General features: G+C 64.6%; 15 protein-coding genes. 10 read left to right on the forward strand and 5 right to left on the reverse strand.

Going from position 1 to position 18,171, the window contains the following annotated elements; all coding sequences use genetic code 11:
• Window positions 1–5: 5 nt before the first annotated feature.
• On the forward strand, window positions 6–1,499 hold the full coding sequence (locus QX051_RS02395) for an HWE histidine kinase domain-containing protein (RefSeq protein WP_315738068.1): 1,494 nt from the start codon (window positions 6–8) through the stop codon (window positions 1,497–1,499).
• A 14-nt stretch (window positions 1,500–1,513) separates the two neighbouring features.
• On the opposite strand, the gene QX051_RS02400 is transcribed toward QX051_RS02395, so the two are convergent.
• Together QX051_RS02400 and QX051_RS02405 are read right to left on the reverse strand one after the other, a co-directional pair.
• Window positions 1,514–3,799 carry an FdhF/YdeP family oxidoreductase gene (locus tag QX051_RS02400; RefSeq protein ID WP_315774902.1) on the reverse strand — a complete coding sequence of 762 codons (2,286 nt, stop codon included), beginning with the start codon at window positions 3,797–3,799 and terminating at the stop codon, window positions 1,514–1,516.
• A gap of 266 nt (window positions 3,800–4,065) precedes the next feature.
• On the reverse strand, window positions 4,066–4,626 hold the full coding sequence (locus QX051_RS02405; protein WP_315774903.1) for a type 1 glutamine amidotransferase domain-containing protein: 561 nt from the start codon (window positions 4,624–4,626) through the stop codon (window positions 4,066–4,068).
• Here QX051_RS02405 and QX051_RS02410 point away from each other — a divergent pair.
• Window positions 4,619–5,203 (forward strand): hypothetical protein, encoded by a 585-nt coding sequence (locus tag QX051_RS02410; protein ID WP_315774904.1) that lies wholly within the window; start codon window positions 4,619–4,621, stop codon window positions 5,201–5,203. The two genes, QX051_RS02405 and QX051_RS02410, sit on opposite strands and share 8 nt — an antisense overlap.
• Before the next feature lie 103 nt (window positions 5,204–5,306).
• Here the strand turns inward: QX051_RS02410 and QX051_RS02415 are convergent, their stop codons facing one another.
• Window positions 5,307–5,501 (reverse strand): hypothetical protein, encoded by a 195-nt coding sequence (locus QX051_RS02415; protein ID WP_315774906.1) that lies wholly within the window; start codon window positions 5,499–5,501, stop codon window positions 5,307–5,309.
• A 289-nt stretch (window positions 5,502–5,790) separates the two neighbouring features.
• Between QX051_RS02415 and QX051_RS02420 the strand changes: the two genes are divergently transcribed.
• Complete coding sequence (locus QX051_RS02420; protein WP_315738073.1) at window positions 5,791–6,078, forward strand: hypothetical protein; 288 nt, start codon at window positions 5,791–5,793, stop codon at window positions 6,076–6,078.
• 20 nt (window positions 6,079–6,098) lie between these two features.
• On the opposite strand, the gene QX051_RS02425 is transcribed toward QX051_RS02420, so the two are convergent.
• A complete protein-coding gene (locus QX051_RS02425) occupies window positions 6,099–7,460 on the reverse strand; it encodes a glycoside hydrolase family 3 N-terminal domain-containing protein (protein WP_315774907.1) in 1,362 nt (453 codons plus the stop codon).
• 210 nt (window positions 7,461–7,670) lie between these two features.
• On the opposite strand from QX051_RS02425, the gene QX051_RS02430 reads away from it, so the two are divergent.
• The 7 genes from QX051_RS02430 to QX051_RS02460 all read left to right on the forward strand — a co-directional run bounded on the left by QX051_RS02430 (window position 7,671) and on the right by QX051_RS02460 (window position 16,828).
• The gene (locus QX051_RS02430; protein ID WP_315774908.1) at window positions 7,671–9,143 is read left to right on the forward strand and encodes a DUF4173 domain-containing protein; all 1,473 of its coding nucleotides are present in this window, start codon (window positions 7,671–7,673) and stop codon (window positions 9,141–9,143) included.
• A 23-nt stretch (window positions 9,144–9,166) separates the two neighbouring features.
• Window positions 9,167–9,868 carry a response regulator transcription factor gene (locus tag QX051_RS02435; RefSeq protein WP_315738076.1) on the forward strand — a complete coding sequence of 234 codons (702 nt, stop codon included), beginning with the start codon at window positions 9,167–9,169 and terminating at the stop codon, window positions 9,866–9,868.
• Window positions 9,865–11,475: a sensor histidine kinase gene (locus QX051_RS02440; RefSeq protein ID WP_315774909.1), complete on the forward strand. Its 1,611-nt coding sequence runs from the start codon at window positions 9,865–9,867 to the stop codon at window positions 11,473–11,475. Before QX051_RS02435 ends, QX051_RS02440 begins: the two co-directional genes overlap by 4 nt.
• A gap of 276 nt (window positions 11,476–11,751) precedes the next feature.
• A complete protein-coding gene (locus tag QX051_RS02445) occupies window positions 11,752–13,368 on the forward strand; it encodes an ABC transporter substrate-binding protein (protein ID WP_315774910.1) in 1,617 nt (538 codons plus the stop codon).
• A gap of 24 nt (window positions 13,369–13,392) precedes the next feature.
• Window positions 13,393–14,370 (forward strand): ABC transporter permease, encoded by a 978-nt coding sequence (locus QX051_RS02450; RefSeq protein ID WP_315774911.1) that lies wholly within the window; start codon window positions 13,393–13,395, stop codon window positions 14,368–14,370.
• Between the two features lie 2 nt (window positions 14,371–14,372).
• Entirely contained in the window at window positions 14,373–15,203 is an 831-nt protein-coding gene (locus tag QX051_RS02455; protein ID WP_315738080.1) for an ABC transporter permease, read from the forward strand.
• A complete protein-coding gene (locus QX051_RS02460) occupies window positions 15,200–16,828 on the forward strand; it encodes an ABC transporter ATP-binding protein (protein ID WP_315774912.1) in 1,629 nt (542 codons plus the stop codon). Before QX051_RS02455 ends, QX051_RS02460 begins: the two co-directional genes overlap by 4 nt.
• Here QX051_RS02460 and QX051_RS02465 read toward each other — a convergent pair.
• Window positions 16,825–18,135 carry an NAD(P)/FAD-dependent oxidoreductase gene (locus QX051_RS02465; protein ID WP_315774913.1) on the reverse strand — a complete coding sequence of 437 codons (1,311 nt, stop codon included), beginning with the start codon at window positions 18,133–18,135 and terminating at the stop codon, window positions 16,825–16,827. The genes QX051_RS02460 and QX051_RS02465 overlap by 4 nt on opposite strands.
• Window positions 18,136–18,171: the final 36 nt, after the last annotated feature.

An 18,171-nucleotide genomic window follows, 5' to 3' on the forward strand; every position in this document is an offset into this window, starting at 1 on the left:
TCATGATGGAACATGCGAAGGTCAACATCCTCCTGGTCGACGATCAGCCGGCGAAGCTGCTGGCTTACGAGGTCATCCTGAAGGAACTCGGCGAGAAACTCGTAGTCGCCACCTCCGGGCGCGAGGCGCTCGAAATTCTGTTGAAGAACGAGATCGCGGTGATCCTCGTCGACGTCTGCATGCCCGAGCTCGACGGCTTCGAACTGGCGCAAATGATCCGTGAGCATCCGAGGTTCCAGAAGATTGCGATCATCTTCATCTCCGCCATCCAGGTGAGCGACTTCGACCGCCTTCGTGGCTATGAGATGGGCGCCGTCGACTACGTACCGGTTCCCGTCGTGCCGGAGGTGCTGCGCGCCAAGATCAAGGTTTTTGCCGAGCTCTATCGCAAGACACGCGAGCTGGAACATCTCAACCTTGAGCTGGAGGACCGGGTACGGGCCCGCACGGCCGAGCTTGAGCGATCGACAGCAAAGCTCGTCGAGAGCGAGCAGCGTCGGAGCATGGCGATCGCGGCCGGCAGGATGGGTTCGTGGGACTGGGACGGTGTCAATGGCGATTGGATGTGGGACGAAGGCCAGTACCGCATCTTCGGCGTCTCGCCTCAGAGCTTCGAGCTGAACACCGTGAACATCATGGCGCTCCTGCACCGGGAGGATGCCGAGCGTGCCCGCCAGGTGGTCGGGGAATTCAGCCGAGGCACGACATCGTACGAGGCTGAGTTCCGGATCAATCGGCCCGATGGCGAAGAACGCTGGTGCGTCGGAACGGCCGCAGCGACAACCGACAGGACCGGTCGCGTGATCCGCGTCAGCGGGGTCACGATCGACATCACCGAGCGCAAACGCGCCGAGGAACGCCAGAACCTGCTGACCCGCGAGGTCGATCATCGCGCCAAGAATGCGCTGACCTTGGCCCAGTCGATCGTTCGCCTGACAAAAGCCGACAGCGTGAAGACCTATGTCGACGCGGTAGAGGGGCGCATCAGCGCGCTGGCCCGCGTACACACCATCCTCTCGCTATCAAGCTGGGAAGGTGCGAAGATAAGCAGGCTGGTGGCCGAAGAACTCGCGCCCTATGCAACCGGCGGCCAGGTCGCCTTCGACGGCGCCGAGCTGCAACTCGAGCCGGCGACCGCGCAGACGCTGGCGCTGGCGCTGCACGAGCTGGTGACAAACTCGGCCAAATACGGTGCGCTGTCGGTCCGCTCCGGGCATCTCTCAGTCAAATGGACCATCGAGAATGAGCGCCTGGATCTGATCTGGATTGAAACCGGCGGTCCCTTGGTGCGCGCGCCGACCTCGCGCGGCTTCGGCACGCGCAGCCTGATGGCCAGTGTGGAAAGCCAGCTCGGTGGGCGCGCCTCGTTCGACTGGCGTCCCGAGGGATTGGTGTGCCGGCTGGTCGTCCCGCTTCGCCCCGGCGCGACCCCGCCGGAGATCACAAGCCCTTGCGCAACGGTGGCGCCGGGCGACGCACGACAACGGGCTGCGGGCTGACCGCTCCGGACGGCTCAGGCGGCCATGTCGCGCGAGATCCGGACCGGGATCGACTTGGCGGCGGGCACCTTGCTCCCCTCCGCGTAGTGCCATAGCGGAATCAATCCGTTGCATTCGGGGTAGTAGGCCGCAACGCTGTAGCGCGGAATGTCGAACGCCACCGCCTGAAGCCCGCCCAGCGAGCGCGCCACGCCGTCATCGGCCTCGGTCGAAAGCCGAACCAGTTCGCCCTGCTTGATGCCCAGATCAGCCATGTCGCTCGCGTTCATGAAAACGATCTGACGGCCACCCGTGACGCCGCGAAATCGGTCGTCCTCGTTGTAGATGGTGGTGTTGAACTGGCCGTCGGCGCGCAAGGTCATCAACTGGTACACGCCATTGCCTTCCTCCGGCGGATTGAGTGCCGCCTTGGGCACGGTGAAGTTCGCCTTGCCGGTCGATGTCTTCCATTTGCGTTCGCGGGCGCCAATGGGCCGCGGAAAGCCGCCGGGCTGAAACAGGCGCTTGTTGAAGTCCTTGAACTGGTCGGGATAGGTTCGCTCGATGGCATCTCTGACGCGCGCGTAGTCGCCGACCCAGGCATCCCAATCGACTCGCGGATTTGGCTTCAGGGTGGCCTTGGCGAGACCGGCGACAATGGCTGGTTCGGACAACAGGGTCTCGGCGACTGGCTGGCGCTGGCCGCGCGAGCCGTGAATGCAGGTAGTGGAGTCCTCCATCGAGACCGCCTGCTCTCCGCCCGCCTGCCGGTCGATTTCGATGCGGCCGAGGCACGGCAACAGATAGGTCACCTCGCCCGGAACGAGGTGACTGCGATTGAGCTTGGTTGCGATCTGCACCGACAGCCGCAGCTTCGACCATGCCGGCTCCATCAGCGAACGTTCCGGAACGGCGCGCAGGAAATTGCCGCCGAGGCTGACGAAGCCCTTCACGTCGCCCTTGATGATGCCCTGGCAGGCATCGACCGTGCTGAGACCGTCCCAGCGCGGCGGCTCGAAGGAATAAAGCTCGGCCAGCTTGTCGAGCGGCACCAGCTTGGTCTTCTCCGAGATTCCCACGGTACGCTGCCCCTGCACGTTGGAATGGCCGCGGACAGGCGAGATACCCGCCCCGGGCTTCCCGATGTTGCCGCGCAATAGCAGCAGATTCACGATCATCTTGGCGGTCTCGACGCCATGGCGATGCTGGGTAATTCCCATCCCATAGTTGGCTATGACGGCGCGTGAGCCTGCGTAGACCTTGGCGGCCTCCAGAATAGCGCTGCGCGTGAGGCCGGAGGAGCGTTCGATATCGCTCCACGACGCCTGCCGGCAGCAGGTTGCGAAAGCTTCGAAGCCGGACGTGTGCTGCTCGATGAAGGCGACATCGAGCACGCGCGGGCTCTTGGTCGCGACCGCGGCATCATCCGCCTCGATCACGGCCTTGCACAATCCGAGTAGCGCCGCACCATCGCCGCCAATGCGCAGCTGATGATACTGCGTGCTGATCCGCGTTCCCCCGGTCAGCACCATTTGAATGGGATTTTGCGGATTGGTGAAGTGCTCCAGCCCACGCTCCCGCAGCGGATTGAACGTGATGATGGGCACGCCGCGTTGTGCCGCCTTCTGCAACGGATGCAGCATGCGCGGCGAGTTGGTCGTCGTGTTCTGGCCGAAGAAGATGAAGCAATCCGCCTTGTCGAAATCCTGAAGGAGCACCGTACCGACGGGGACGCCAATCACCTCCGGCAGAGCCACTGATGTGGATTCGTGGCACATGTTGGAGCTGTCGGGAAAATTGTTGGTGCCGTACATGCGGCCGAACAACTGATACATGTAGCTGGTCTCGAGCGAAGCCCGGCCCGAGGTGTACATCACGACCGAATGCGGATCGAGATTGTTCAACTCCGCGCCGACGTCACGAAAGGCCTCCTCCCAGCTCACGGCGACATAGCGATCCGCCGCAGCATCGTAGCGCAGGGGATGAGCAAGACGCCCTTGCTCTTCCAGCTGATGATCCGACCATGTCCGTAACTCAGCTAGCGTGTGCCGAGCAAAGAACTCCGGTCCAACCGTCTTGCCGGTGATTTCCCACGCGGTTGCCTTGGCGCCATTCTCGCAGAATTCGAACGGGTGCGGCTTTGCCGGCTTGGCCCAGGAGCAGCTGACGCACATGAAGCCGCCTGGCTTGTTCTGTTTGAGCAGGATCTCGCTGCCGAGCAGCGTGACCTCCTCCTGCGTCAGGATGCTCGCGACCGCGCGCACCGATCCCCAACCGCCGGCCGGAGCCTTGTAGTCCTCGATTTTTGCTTTCTCACTCACGACACATCTCCCGCGGCCCGTTCAAGAGCGGCAAACCCGGGATAAGCAGCGAAGTTCCGACGTCTCACTGAACGTTGCGAGGCCGTCGACCACTGGCCAATGTGCGATCGGGGGCGGAATTGGGAACGACCCAGCCCGCCGCGCGTCTTTTCTGGGCCTCTGGCGGCGTTCCCCCATTGCGCTGGAGGCGCTCCGTGTGGACTGCGGCCCAGCGTCCGAACACCTTCGGACGCTGGGCCCGTCCCCGCGCCCCGATCGCTGCGGACTCAGGCCGCATTGCGTTTGAGATGGCGGCCTTCCTTGACCTCTTCGATGATCTTGGCGCTGAAGGCTTCCAGATCGCTGGGATCGCGCGATGTGATCACGCCCTGATCGACCACGACCTCCGCGTCCTGCCACTGCGCGCCGGCATTGGCGACGTCCGTCTTGATCGATTTGTAGGACGTCATCTTGCGCCCCTTGGCAATTCCGGTCTCGATCAGGAGCCACGGCGCATGACAGACCGCAGCAACGATCTTCTTGGCTTCGAAGATCTCCTTGATGAACCGCAGTGCCTTCGGCTCCAGACGCAGCAGATCCGGATTGATCTGACCGCCCGGCAGCACGACGGCGTCGTAGTCCGCAGCAGAAGCCTGGTCCAAAGTCTTGTCGACCTTGACGGACCGTCCCCAATCCTTGTCATCCCAGCCCTTGATCTCGCCCGGCGCGAGCGAGATGATCTCGACGGTCGCGCCCGCCTGCTTCAAGCGGTCGCACGGCACTTCGAGCTCGGATTGTTCGAACCCGTTGGTCGCGAGGATCGCGATCTTCTTTCCCTTGATGTCCATTGAATTCTCCTGGAAATTCGACACCGCGGGCAACCTCGCGCTTGCGTCCATGTTCCGCCGGGCGGGCCGGACGGATCGTCACAACTGGTCGATCGGATCGGCAAGCTCCTGCGTGGAACCAGCCAGCACCTGCAGCAGTTTGTCTGGACGTGCCTGCCTCGAATGGACGGCCGGCTTTGAGCAGCGCGGCATCGCTGCCTCGATGGATCGCAATCTGGAGGCGCTCGTGCCCTACGCATTGTTTGAGAATGACGAACAGCTGACCCGTCCGTTTCGTACCGAGCGCGAGGTCTGGGAGGCTGCGGAACAGGCTGATCTCATCACGCTCGGCACGCACGGCGAAAAGATCCTGGACAACAATTTCGAGATCAAATCGTGCGAGGCTACCGCGGAAGAGCTCATGACCGTGCCGCCGGACATCGTCTTGCCCGAGGCTCGTATCTCCGAACCAGCGCCAACGACGGCAGCCAACAGGAAGTCGCAGGGCTCCGCACGCCCCAGCCAGGGTGCAACGGATCAGGATGAAGTCGGCTCGGGCGCGCCGAACAACGACCTGTCGCAAGCATCGAACCGCTGACGCACATCGGCCGGTCAGAGCCCTCGCGTCCGGAGGGTCCGTTTTTCGCTCTGGCTCCAGATGACTGGCATCGCTCCGCGATGCTCCCAACGCCGCCAGCATCTCATGCGTGCCGGGCGCCCCGCTGCTTGCGAGGCAGCAGGCTCGCCTGCTCCACCTTGAGCTGCTCGCGCTGCTGCCGCAGCCGCTCGAGAGTTTCCAGCATGCGCTGCAACAGCGCCTCGGCCGCGGCTGTCGCCACTCCGGCTCGCCGCAGTTGCAGGATTTCACGACGCTGCCGCCCGACCTGTAGACGCATTCGATCGATCTCGTCTCGGACCCAACACAGATCGCGCATGGAGCACCCATAGGCAAGCATCGCCGCAATCTAGAACAAATCATGAACTTACGCAAGCCATTCCACAGGCGGGGGCATCCGAACTGATCAATGAGATCGAGACGCTCGCGGGGGACTGGAGCGTTCGTGCCTCAAGTAATCAGGACAACAGATCGACAAATGGTATTCCCATGTTGCCGATGCCGGCCTGGAGCCGTCGCGAATCAAGACCTGGTTGTTTAGTCTTCGCGGCATTTCGCGGGAGTGCACCATGGTTGCGGACAGTGACAGCAAGGTTGCCTGGCATCGCGCCCAGCTCAAAAAGAATCGTGCGGTCTTGAAGCAGATCGAGACGGCCCGGTTCACCGTCGGCGAGAGCGCCGACGGGAAAGCGCTGGAACTGACCAAGCGGCAAGTCGCTGAGCTCCAGCTCAAGATTCGTGAGTCCGAGCAGGTCATTGCCCAGCACGATAAGCAGACGCGACGCCCGCTGGCGACCGACCTGCGTAGCCTCTCCAACGTCGCCTGGCGCAACTGGACGGGCAACGGCCCGCGCTGAGTGTAGGCTCCTGCTGCGAGTCAGTCGACGACATTCCGACGCACGCCTTCCACCCGAACCGTCGAGATGGTCGAAGGCTCGGACGGATTGTCCTCAGGCCTCCAGCGCTTCAGCCGCTCATCGCTCCTCCGGAGTGCATCGAGATCGATGCGTCCTTCCGCCAGAGCTTCCTTGGCGCAAGCAAGCACGCGATGGAACTGGGTCCCGTCATAGGCCACCAGCAAGAGATCGGCGCCGCCATTGAGCGCTTCCACAACGGCTTTGCACAGATCATTGCCATAGACCGCCCCCATGACCAGATCATCCGTCACGATCACGCCCTGATAGTTCCAGCGGCCGCGAATGAGGCCATCGAGCACGGCCTTGGAATGTGAGGCAGGCCGTTCTGGATCGATCGCATCGACCATCACGTGACCGACCATCATTGCCGCGTGCGAGCCCTGCAGCACTTGTCGGAACGGCCGCCAATCCGACTGTTCCAACACATCGACTGCCGTGTCGAGCTGTGCCGAGAAGTGATGCGTGTCCGCCGCGACGCGCCCGAGGCCAGGGAAGTGCTTCACCGCCGCGCGAACACCGCTTGCTTCCAGGCCGCGGACATAACCAAGCGCGATGTCGCCGACCACCGTGGGATCGTTGGAGATCGCGCGCCGGCCGATCAAGGTGTGGAAGTCCAGTCGGTTGCGCGTCCAGCTCGGGCGAAGGTCGACGACAGGAGCCAGATTGAAGGTGATGCCCGCAGCCGCGAGCGCCTCACCTTGGGTACGTCCCATCGCGAACGCATCCTGCGCGCGGCGAGAGGCCGGCAGATCGGCCAGCGTCGCGAGGCCGGGCATGTTCGGCAGGGTCGGAGACAGGTGTGCGACAGTGCCTCCCTCCTGATCCGCCGCAACCAGCAGGGGCGACAGCCCGGCGCTCCGGCGCTCGGCCTGCAATCGCGCGATCTCGGCGCGCAATTGAGGCTCGGTCCGGCCACGTACGTTGTGGTGTGTCACATAGACGCCCGCGATCAATCCCTGTCGCGCCAGCGCGGCGGCGTCGTCCACGGCCGTGTAGCCGACGATGAAATGCCGGCCGAGCAGATGCGCCACGTCCGGGGGCGTGCGGAACGTCTCGTACTTGCGCCAAGCAAACATGAACTGCGTCGACGTCAGCATGATCAGCGGAACACACCATGCCACGACGAGAGCGCGTCCGGCGGCATCCCGCCGCCACCGACCGCCGAGCATCAGTAGCAGCGGAACGGCAAGTCCTATGAGAAGCAGGGCTGCGTGGCCACTGCCCCGCAGCCGAACCAGATAGGGCTCGTTGCTGTTCAGCGTGACGAAAATGAAGAGCAGAGCAAGAAGCCAGAGAACCGCGGTCCTGATACGTCCGAGCATGTGTGCAGCCGATCATCCCAAGGAGAGACGACCATTGCGTAGCAATCACGCTTCCCCTGCGCCAGATGTGGAATCGCGTCTGCACGAAATCTGCAAACAAACCCTGAAATGCTGCAGACCGTCTCCGGCACCGCTGCACGCGCGGGGGTCATGCTCGCTTCATCGGCGGGCGCTGCCGACCGAGTCGTGACTCAACCAAGGACTACTTCAATGAAAGGCTCCGCCGAGCTGACGGCTTCCCCAGAGGCATCTGAGTCCATGTGGCACAAGTTCATCATCGCGATCGGCCTGCTCGGGCTCGCCGACATCCTGCTTTACGACCAGACGCTAGGCCTCTCCTTCCCGATCTTTGCGGCAGCGCTCTTCGCAGCCAGCCTCCTCGCCAATCACGACCGGATCCACCGCCCGCGCGCGATTCTTGCGAATATCGTCCTCGTTGCAGGCCTGTTGCCCGCGATCGAGGACCTGACGACGTTGTCGGTATTGATCGTCGTCCTCGGGACGATATCGGCCGTCGCCCTGTCGACCGATCCGGCCGCCGAAGGACTTCTCGTGCCGCTGAGCGCAGCACGGCAACTTCTTCTGATCGGACCGTTCCAACTGATCCCCGATACTTTGGCCACGCTTCGTGCCAACGATTTTACACGCATCGTGCTGACCTGGAGCATCCCCCTCGCCCTCAGCCTCGTCTTCATTCTCCTGTTCGCGGCAGCCAATCCCGTCATCGAGCAATGGCTCGACGAACTGCATCCTCAGCACATTGCGTCGAGCCTGAGCGTAGGCCGTCCCATCTTCTGGCTCCTGATGGTGTCCCTGATCTGGCCATTCATCAACTTGCGCTGGCGCCAACGAGGCAAGACGCAACGTCCTCCGATCGATCTCGATGGCGACCAGGCGCCGTCGGTCGTCAGCCCCCTCCTCAACCAGCAGACCGTCGTCCGCTCCTTGATTCTGTTCAACCTGCTGTTTGCGATCCAGACCGCCCTGGATGGCGTCTATCTGTGGGGACATGCGGCGCTTCCCAACGGAATGACTTACGCGACCTACGCCCACCGAGGCGCCTACCCGCTGATCGCTACGGCACTTCTGGCGGCCGCCTTTGTCATCGCCGCCGTCCGCTCGGGACAGGAGGGGTCGCGGCTCATCCGCCCGCTCGTCTATCTCTGGGTCGGACAGAACGTGATGCTGGTCGTATCCTCGATTCAGCGGGTCCACATCTATATCGAGAGCTATCTCCTGACGCAGTGGCGCATCGCGGCTCTGATATGGATGGCGCTGGTCGCCGTGGGACTGATCCTGATCATGGCGCGGATCATTCTGGAGAAGCCCAATGCATGGCTCGTGCGCATGAACCTGCTTGCGCTCGCGGCGACGCTCTACGGCTGCGCGCTGGTCAATTTCAACGGGCTGATCGCCGACTACAACGTGACCAACAGCCGTGAGGCAGGACGCAGCGGCTCCGCCATCGATAGCGACTATCTCTCCAGCCTCGGTACCCAAGCCCTGCCGGCCGTGCGGCGGGCCATGTTGCTGTTGCCGCAGGACGCCGGTCTGCCCCGGATCCACAACCGGCTGCTGGACCAGCAGCTGGCCGAAATGGCGTCGTGGCGATCCTGGAGTTTTCGCGGCTGGCGCTTGCAGCGCTATCTCGATAGACATCCTCTAACGCAGAATCCCAGTTGATGCCTCGCCGCGGAGCCCTGGCCGTGTCCCCCCGAATCCTCATTGTCGACGATGACGCGCATATCCGCGAGGTCCTGCGTGTCGCCGTGAGCAAGGCCGGCATGGCGGTGACGGAGGCGGCCGACGGTCGGGCCGCGCTGGTCAGGTTCGCCGAGGACCGGCCCGACCTCATCGTGCTCGACGTCGGCATGCCGGAGTTCGACGGGCTCGAAGTCTGCCGGCGCATCCGCCGGACCTCGCAGGTGCCGATCCTGTTCCTGTCGGCGCGCGACGAGGAGATCGACCGCATTCTCGGGCTCGAGATCGGCGGCGACGACTACGTGACCAAGCCGTTCAGCCCGCGCGAGCTGGTTGCCCGCGTCAACGTCATTCTCCGTCGGGTCAACTCCGGTGCTGCGGATCGTACGCTCGAACCGGAGGAGCTGGCGCACGGCAGGCTTCGTCTCGACTCGCAGCAGCATCTGGCGCGCTTCGGCGATACGCCGCTGACGCTCACAGCGCTGGAGTTCAGCATCCTGCGCACGCTGATGACGCGTCCTGCAGTCGTTTTCAGTCGCGAGCAGATCATGACCGCCGCCTATCAGCTCAACATCCAGGTCTCCGACCGAACGATCGACAGCCACATCCGCAACATCAGAGCGAAGCTCGCAGCCGCGCATTGCGACGACGCGATCGAGACCGTCCATGGCGTGGGCTTCCGGCTCGGCCGCTGCGGCGCCTCATGATCGCGCCCAAGCCCAGGGCGAAATGGCGGCCGTCGCTGGGACAGATCGTCTTCGGCGTGCTGGCGCTGGTCGCCACCCTGCCCCTGGTCGGGCTGTTCTTCTTTCGCATCTACGACAACCAGCTGATCCGTCAGACACAGGCAGAGCTGATCGCGCAGAGCCGTGTGCTCGCGGCGGTCTTTGCCGAGGAGGTGTCCGCGCGCCTTGCCGCTGGCCTTCCGCTCGGCGCCGAAATCCCGCCCGAGGCACGCCCCGATTCCGCAGACGAGGTGACACCCATCCGTCCCCTGCTCGATCTGCTGGCCAACGATCTGTTCGTCCGCCGCCCGGACGCCCGCGACGCGATCCATCCTGCGGATCCCGCCTATGTCGCGATTGGCGCGCGGCTGCTTCCGATCGTCAGGGAGACGCAGAAGGTCACCTTGGCCGGATTCCGTGTGCTCGATCCGCAAGGCGTCGTGATCGCCGGCCGCGATGAAATGGGCAAGTCACTCGCCCATATCGACGAGGTGGCTGCCGCCCTGAAGGGACGCTACAGCGCCGCGCTCCGCATTCGCATTCCGGACAAGACGCCGCCACCGATCTATTCGATCAGCCGCGGCGTCGGTGTCCATGTGTTCTCGGCCATGCCGGTGGTCGTCAACGATCGCGTCGCCGGCGTCATCTACACCTCGCGGACGCCCCGCAACATCTTCGAGCATCTTTATCAAGAGCGCGGCAAGTTCGTTGCCGCAGGCTCCGCCATTGTCCTCACGACGCTGCTGGTCGGCCTCATCGTGGCACGGACGATCACACGGCCGATGCGCGAGCTGGTCGATCGCGCCGGCAGGATCGGACGCAACGATCCCGCCGGCTTCCGCCCGCTCGCCCGTTACGGCACCCGCGACTTCGCCGAGCTCGCCGAGCACTTCTTCGCCATGGCCGAGCAACTGGCCCAACGCTCCAACTACATCCGGAGCTTTTCCGCGCATCTGACGCACGAGCTCAAATCGCCGTTGACCTCGATCAAGGGCGCAGCCGAGCTGCTGCTCGACTCTCTGGCCAGTCCTTCCGAGACCTTGACACGCGCCGAGCAGGAGAAATTCCTCACCAACATCCTTGGCGACGCCGACCGCCTCGCGGCGCTGGCCCAACGCTTGCGCGAGCTGGCACGGGCGGAGACGGTGTCGACGGTCGAGGCCGGTAGCATAGCCGAGGCCGTCAGCACGCTGCGAGCGCGTTTCCCGTCGACCGTCATCGAGACGTCCGGCCCTGTCGAGCGCAGCACCATGCTCCCGAACGAGACCGCGCTGATCGTGCTCACGCATCTCGTCGACAACGCCGTCCGGCACGGCGCCCGGCGCATCCGCCTCGAGGCCGAGGAGAGCAAGGAGATGCTGATCGTCATCGCCAGCAATGACGGCGATCCGATCTCGCCGGAGAACCGCGACCGCATCTTCGATGCCTTCTTCACGACCCGGCGCGACAGCGGCGGTACCGGCATGGGGCTGGCGATCGTGCGCGCCATCATGGCAAGCCATGGCGGCGAGATCTCGCTGCGGCCGGGCGACAACGGTGTTGCGTTCGAACTGCGGCTGCCGATCGAAGGCCCCATGACGTCGACCTGAGATAGCGCAGTCTATTGGCGCCGCGTCAGAGTTGCCTCCGGTCGGTTCGTGGCAGCCGGCAATCCCCACCTCATTCAAGTCCCCGTCGGCGAAGATCTTCTCCCATTCGTTTGTATACGAGCAATGTATGCCACGGTGCCGCCGGCTGCATGGACCGGCCGAGAATGCCGCAGATCTGCATCGCAATTCGCAAATGACTTGGACCCGCGATCCGCGTAATCTTCGCCGCAATTGCACCATCGGCCAGCGTCCCCGCTTGGCCTTCGGGAGACCTTGATGAATTCGAGCCGTTTCGAGATCAGCCGCCGGACCGCCCTCCTGACCTCCGCCGCCATCGCCGCGAACGTGGTCAATCCATTCCGGGCCTTCGCCCAGGAGATCCCGCGCAAAGGCGGCGTATTCAACGTGCACTACGGCGCCGAGCAGCGCCAGCTCAACCCGAGCCTCCAGGCATCGACCGGCGTCTACATCATCGGAGGCAAGATCCAGGAGAACCTCGTCGACCTCGATGCCAACGGCCAGCCGGTCGGCGTGCTTGCCGAGAGCTGGGAGGCGACGCCGGATGGCAAGACCGTCACTTTCAAGCTGCGCAAGGGCATCACCTGGCATGACGGCAAGCCGTTCACGTCGGAGGACGTCGCCTTCACCGCGATGAACATGTGGAAGAAGATCCTCAACTACGGATCGACCTTGCAGCTGTTCCTGACAGCGGTCGACACCCCGGATCCGCAGACCGCGATCTTCCGCTACGAGCGGCCGATGCCGCTCAACCTGCTCCTGCGCGCGCTACCCGATCTCGGCTACGTCTCGGCCAAGCACATCTATGAGAGCGGCGACATCCGGCAGAACCCCGCCAACCTCGCCCCCGTCGGCACCGGTCCGTTCAAGTTCGTGAAGTACGAGCGCGGGCAATACATCATGGCCGAGCGCAACACCGATTATTGGCGGCCGAACGCGCCCTACCTCGATCGCATCGTGTGGAAAGTGATCACTGACCGCGCCGCCGCAGCCGCGCAGATGGAGGCCGGCGAGTTGCACTACAGCCCGTTCTCTGGCCTGACCATCTCCGACATGGCGCGGCTCGGCAAGGACAAGCGCTTCATCGTCTCGACGAAGGGCAACGAGGGCAACGCGCGCACCAACACGCTCGAGTTCAACGTCCGCCGCAAGGAGCTGGCGGATGTCAGGGTCCGCCGCGCTATCGCGCATGCGATCAACGTTCCCTTCTTCATCGAGAACTTCCTCGGCGATTTCGCCAAGCTGGGCACCGGCCCGATCCCGTCGACCTCGACCGACTTCTACCCCGGCGCCAATACGCCGCAATATCCCTACGACAAGGCCAAGGCGGCAGCGCTCTTGGACGAAGCCGGCTACAAGCCCGGCGCCGGCGGCACCCGCTTCTCGCTGCGGCTGCTGCCCGCGCCATGGGGCGAGGACATCTCGCTGTGGTCGACCTTCCTCCAGCAATCGCTGGGCGAGGTCGGCATCGCGATCGAGATCGTGCGCAACGATGGCGGCGGTTTCCTCAAGCAGGTCTATGACGAGCACGCCTTCGATCTCGCGACCGGCTGGCACCAGTATCGCAACGATCCGGCCGTCTCGACCACGGTCTGGTACCGCTCCGGGCAGCCCAAGGGTGCGCCGTGGACCAACCAGTGGGGGTGGGACGACGCCAAGATCGACAAGATCATCGATGACGCGGCGACCGAGGTCGATCCGGCCAAGCGCAAGGCGCTCTATGCCGATTTCGTGCGCGAGGCCAATACCGAGCTGCCGGTGTGGATGCCGATCGAGCAGATCTTCGTCACCGTGATCACGGCCAAGGCGCGCAACCACTCGAACACGCCGCGCTGGGGATCGTCGAGCTGGCACGATCTGTGGCTTTCCGCCTGAGCCGGAATCCGTCAGGATAAGGCCATGCGCATCTTGAGCCTTGCGGGGCGGCGGCTCGCCGCCTCGATCCCCACCCTGTTCCTGATCCTGATCGGCGTCTTCTTGCTGCTGCAACTCGCGCCGGGCGACACGGTCGACGCGATGATGGCCCAGATGGGCGGCGGCGATGCTGCGACTGCCCGCGAGTTGCGCCGCTTCTATGGGCTGGATCTGTCGGTCCCGATGCAGTTGGCCAATTACCTGTGGCGGCTGGTGCGCCTCGATCTCGGATTCTCCGCGATCTACGGCAAGCCCGTCGCCGCCGTGATCCTGGAGCGGCTGCCGCCGACCCTGCTGTTGATGACTTCGTCCCTGTCCTTTGCCTTTTTCTTCGGTCTTGTCTTCGGGGTGATCGCTGCGCGCGACGTCAACCGGTGGCCCGACACGCTGATCTCCACCGTGGGGTTGATCTTCTACGCGACCCCGTCGTTCTGGTTTGGTCTGATGGCCATCGTCGTGTTCTCGATCTACCTGCAGTGGCTGCCAGCCGGCGGCTTCGAGGATATCGGCGCGGTCACGAGCGGCCTCTGGCGCGTGCTCGACATCGCCCGCCACCTGGTGTTGCCGTCCTTGACGCTCGGCCTGATCTTCCTGGCCATCTATCTGCGCATCATGCGCGCATCCATGCTCGAGGTCCAGAACCTCGATTTCGTCCGCACCGCACGTGCCAAGGGCCTCGACGAGACCCGCATCATCACCCGCCACGTTCTGCGCAACGCGCTGCTGCCGATGGTCACGCTGATCGGGCTGCAGGCGGGGACGATGCTCGGCGGCTCCGTCGTCGTCGAGACCGTGTTCTCGCTGCCTGGCCTCGGACGCCTTGCCTATGAATCCGTGGTCCAGCGCGATCTCAACACCCTGCTCGGCATCGTGTTCGTCTCCGCGCTCCTGGTGATCGTGGTCAACTTCATCACCGATCTGCTCTATGCGCGGCTCGACCCGCGCATCACGGCGGAGAACTGAGCATGGACGCCGTGAAACGCTATTTCCGCAGTCCCTCCGCGGTGTTCGGCCTAATCCTGCTTCTTGTGGTGGTGGGCATGGCGATCAGCGCCGGCTATCTCTATCCGCGCGATCCGCTCGCGCTCGCCGGGCGTCCGCTGATCTGGCCGTTCGCCAATCCGCGCTTCCTGCTCGGCACCGACAATTCCGGCCGCGACATTGCCGCCCAGATCTTTCATGGCGCCCGCATCTCGCTCCTGATCGGCGGCGTCGCGACGCTGATTGCCGTGGCGATCGGCGTCATGGTCGGCGCGCTCGCGGGCTACTACGGCGGATGGGTCGACAACATCCTGATGCGCATCACCGAGGCCTTCCAGACGCTGCCGAACTTCGTGCTGCTGCTGGTACTGGTGGCGGTGTTCGGCTCGACCTTGACGACTGTCACGATCGCGGTTGGCATCGTGTCGTGGCCCGCGCCGGCGCGGCTGACCCGGGCGGAGTTCCTGTCGCTGCGCGGCCGCGAATTCGTCCAGGCCGGCCGCACGCTCGGCATGCGCGACACCCAGCTGATCTTGGGCGAGATCCTGCCCAACGCGCTGCCCCCGGTGATCGTCTATGCCGGCGTCGTGATGGCGGTCGCGATCCTCCTGGAGAGTGCACTCGCCTTCCTGCGGCTGTCCGACGCCAACGTCGCCTCCTGGGGCAACCTGATCGGTCTCGGGCGCGATGTGCTGCGCGTGCAGTGGTACGTGTCGGCGATCCCCGGCGTTGCCATCCTCATCACCGTGCTTGCGGTGTCGCTGGTCGGCCAGGGCCTCAACGATGCACTGAACCCGCGGCTGAAGCAGCGATGAGTCCAGCACAGCCCGTTCTGACCGTCGATCGCCTCAGCGTTCGTCTGCCGAAAGGCGCCGACCGCACGCATGCCATCTCCGAGGTCTCGCTTGCGATCGCCGAAAACGAGATCGTCTGCATCGTCGGCGAATCCGGCTCCGGCAAGTCGATGATGGCCAATGCCATCATGCGGCTGCTGCCGGAGGGAGTGGCTACGGACGGCGGACAGATCCTGTTTGCCGGACGCGATCTCTGCACCGCCCCAGCGGCCGAGATGCGCAGGATTCGTGGCGCCGAGATCGCGATGGTGTTCCAGGAGCCGATGACCGCGCTCAATCCGTTGCGCACGATCGGCGACCAGATCGGCGAGGTCTTCGACATCCATACCGATCTCTCCAAGGCCGAGATCAGGTCGCGCGTGCTGTCCCTGTTGTCCGACGTCCATATTCCCGATCCGCCGCGCGCGGCGAAGGCATATCCGCACGAGTTGTCCGGCGGCCAACGCCAGCGCGCGATGATCGCCATGGCCTTGGCGCTCGATCCGAAGCTGCTGATCGCCGACGAGCCGACCACGGCGCTCGATGTCACGACGCAGGCCCAGATCCTCAAGCTGATCCGCGAGTTGCAGCAGCGGCGCAAGACCGCGGTGCTGTTCATCACCCATGACTTCGGTGTCGTCGCCGAGATCGCCGACCGCGTCGTCGTGATGCAGCATGGGATCGTCGTCGAACAGGGCGCGGCGGCGGATATCCTGCAACGGCCGCAGCATGACTACACCAGGCAGTTGATCGCCGCGGTGCCGCCCGTGGCGGCGCCCCCGGCACGCGAGCTGTCGGACCGGATGATCCTCACCATCTCCGGCGTCTCGAAGACCTATCGCACCGGTGGCTTCCTCGGCCGCGGCGAGCGCGTCACCCATGCGGTCAGGGACGTCTCGCTCGCACTGCCAAAGGGCGCAACTCTCGGCATCGTCGGCGAGTCGGGCTCCGGCAAATCCACCCTCGCCCGCTGCATCATCCGCCTCATCGATCCCGACGCAGGAACGATCCTGCTCGACGGTCAGGACTGGGCTCGCCTCTCGCGCAGCGAGATCAGAAGCCGGACCCGGCAGATGCAGATGGTGTTTCAGGACCCGTTCGCCTCGCTGAATCCCCGGCGCAAGGCGGTCGAACTGGTGGCGCAGGGACCGATCGTGCATGGCGCCGCGCGAGACCAGGCGCTGACCGAGGCGCGCGAGCTGTTCAGCCTGGTGGGGCTCGACCCGTCCGCCGCCGATCGCTTCCCGCATGAGTTCTCCGGAGGTCAGCGTCAGCGCATCGGGCTGGCGCGCGCGCTGGCACTGAGGCCCAAGGTGCTGGTCGCGGACGAACCGGTGTCCGCGCTCGACGTCTCCGTCCAGGCGCAGGTGTTGAAGCTGCTGACCAGCCTGCGCGAGCGGCTCGACCTGTCGATCATCTTCATCACGCATGACTTGCGCGTTGCAGCCCAGATCTGCGATCTGGTCGCGGTGATGAAGGACGGCGTCGTCGTCGAGCATGGACCCACGCACGACGTGTTCGGCAACCCGCAGCATCCGTATACGCAGGCTCTGCTCGAGGCCATTCCGGGCGGCGACTTCGCCCGGACCGAACATCCCACCTCTTAGCTGATCTCGCGCGCGTCACGGTATCGGTACAAGAGCAGCATCAGCGGCGCAAACGGACGCAGCAGGGCGTGCGCCGGAATGGTGACCGGCTCCGTGAATGGCAGCGCCAGCTCGTTCGCCGACACGCCGCGCACCGCTTTCGCAAGCTCCGCACCGAGGGGGATCGTGAGCGCGACCGCCCGGCCGTTGCAGCCGGTCCAGCCATAGGCATCAGGACCGAGGCGATGAATCCGCGGCATGTAGTCCGTGGTCATGCCGACATAGCCGTTCCAGACGTAGTCGAACCTGACCTCGCCGATCTGCGGCCACAGGCGCTGCAGGCGTTCGGCGATCCGCGCCTTCAGCCGCTCGGCCTTATTGCCGGGGCCGATCACGGCGCCGCCGGTGACCAGTCGGTTGCGGGCGTCGTAACGCGCAAAATAGAGTTCGCCATGGGTATCGGACATCGCCTGCCGCGCCGGGATGACGGTCTTCCGCACATTGTCCGACAGCGGCTGCGTCGCCATCTGCCACGACAGCACCGGCATCACCTCGTGCGCGATATCCGGTGCGAGCGCCTTGGAGAACTCGCCGCTATAGGCATTGCTCGCCAGCACCAGCGCGCGCGCCGACAGCTCCCCTCGTGCGGTGCGCACGATCCAGCGATCCCCCCGCCGGGCGAAATCGATCACCGGCGAGCGCGCATAGATCCGGCCTCCCAGGTTCAGCACCGTCCGCGCCAAGCCACGCGCCAGCGCGAGCGGATTGATGTGGCCGCCGGTCTTGTTCCAGAAGCCGCCATGCCAGGCGTCCGAGCCGAGCATGTCTCGCGCCTGATCGCGCGACAGCAGCTCGACCGGCGCGCCGAACTTCGACCACTGCTTGAACCTGCGCTCGGCGATCTTGATGCGGCCGGGCGTATGCACCGGCTGGACCCAGCCGGCCTGCTCATGCTCGGCGTCGATGTTGTACCGTCTCACGGTGTCGAACAGACTGGACGCGCTGTCGCGTAACATCGCCACGAAGCGCTCGCCCGCGGCGCCATGACGCGCGACGAGATCGTCAGGATCGGGACGTGACAGCGTCGGAATGACCTGACCGTTGTTCCGGCCGGATGCGCCCCAGCCCGGCTCCATCGCCTCGACGATCGCGACATCGACGCCGGCCTCGCGCAGATGCAGCGCCGTCGACAAGCCGGTGAAGCCGCCGCCGATGATCACGACATCGGCCTGCAAGCTGCCCTGTAGCACGGGCAGATCAGGGCCAGGCGGGGTCTGTGCGGCCCACAAGGACGGCGGCCATTGAACGTTTTCTGCGGTCATGCTCATGGAGGACAGCTCATCCTTGCTGATCGACCAACATCC

The sequence above is a fragment of the Bradyrhizobium sp. SZCCHNR1053 genome, assembly GCF_032381235.1.
Classification (GTDB): domain Bacteria; phylum Pseudomonadota; class Alphaproteobacteria; order Rhizobiales; family Xanthobacteraceae; genus Bradyrhizobium.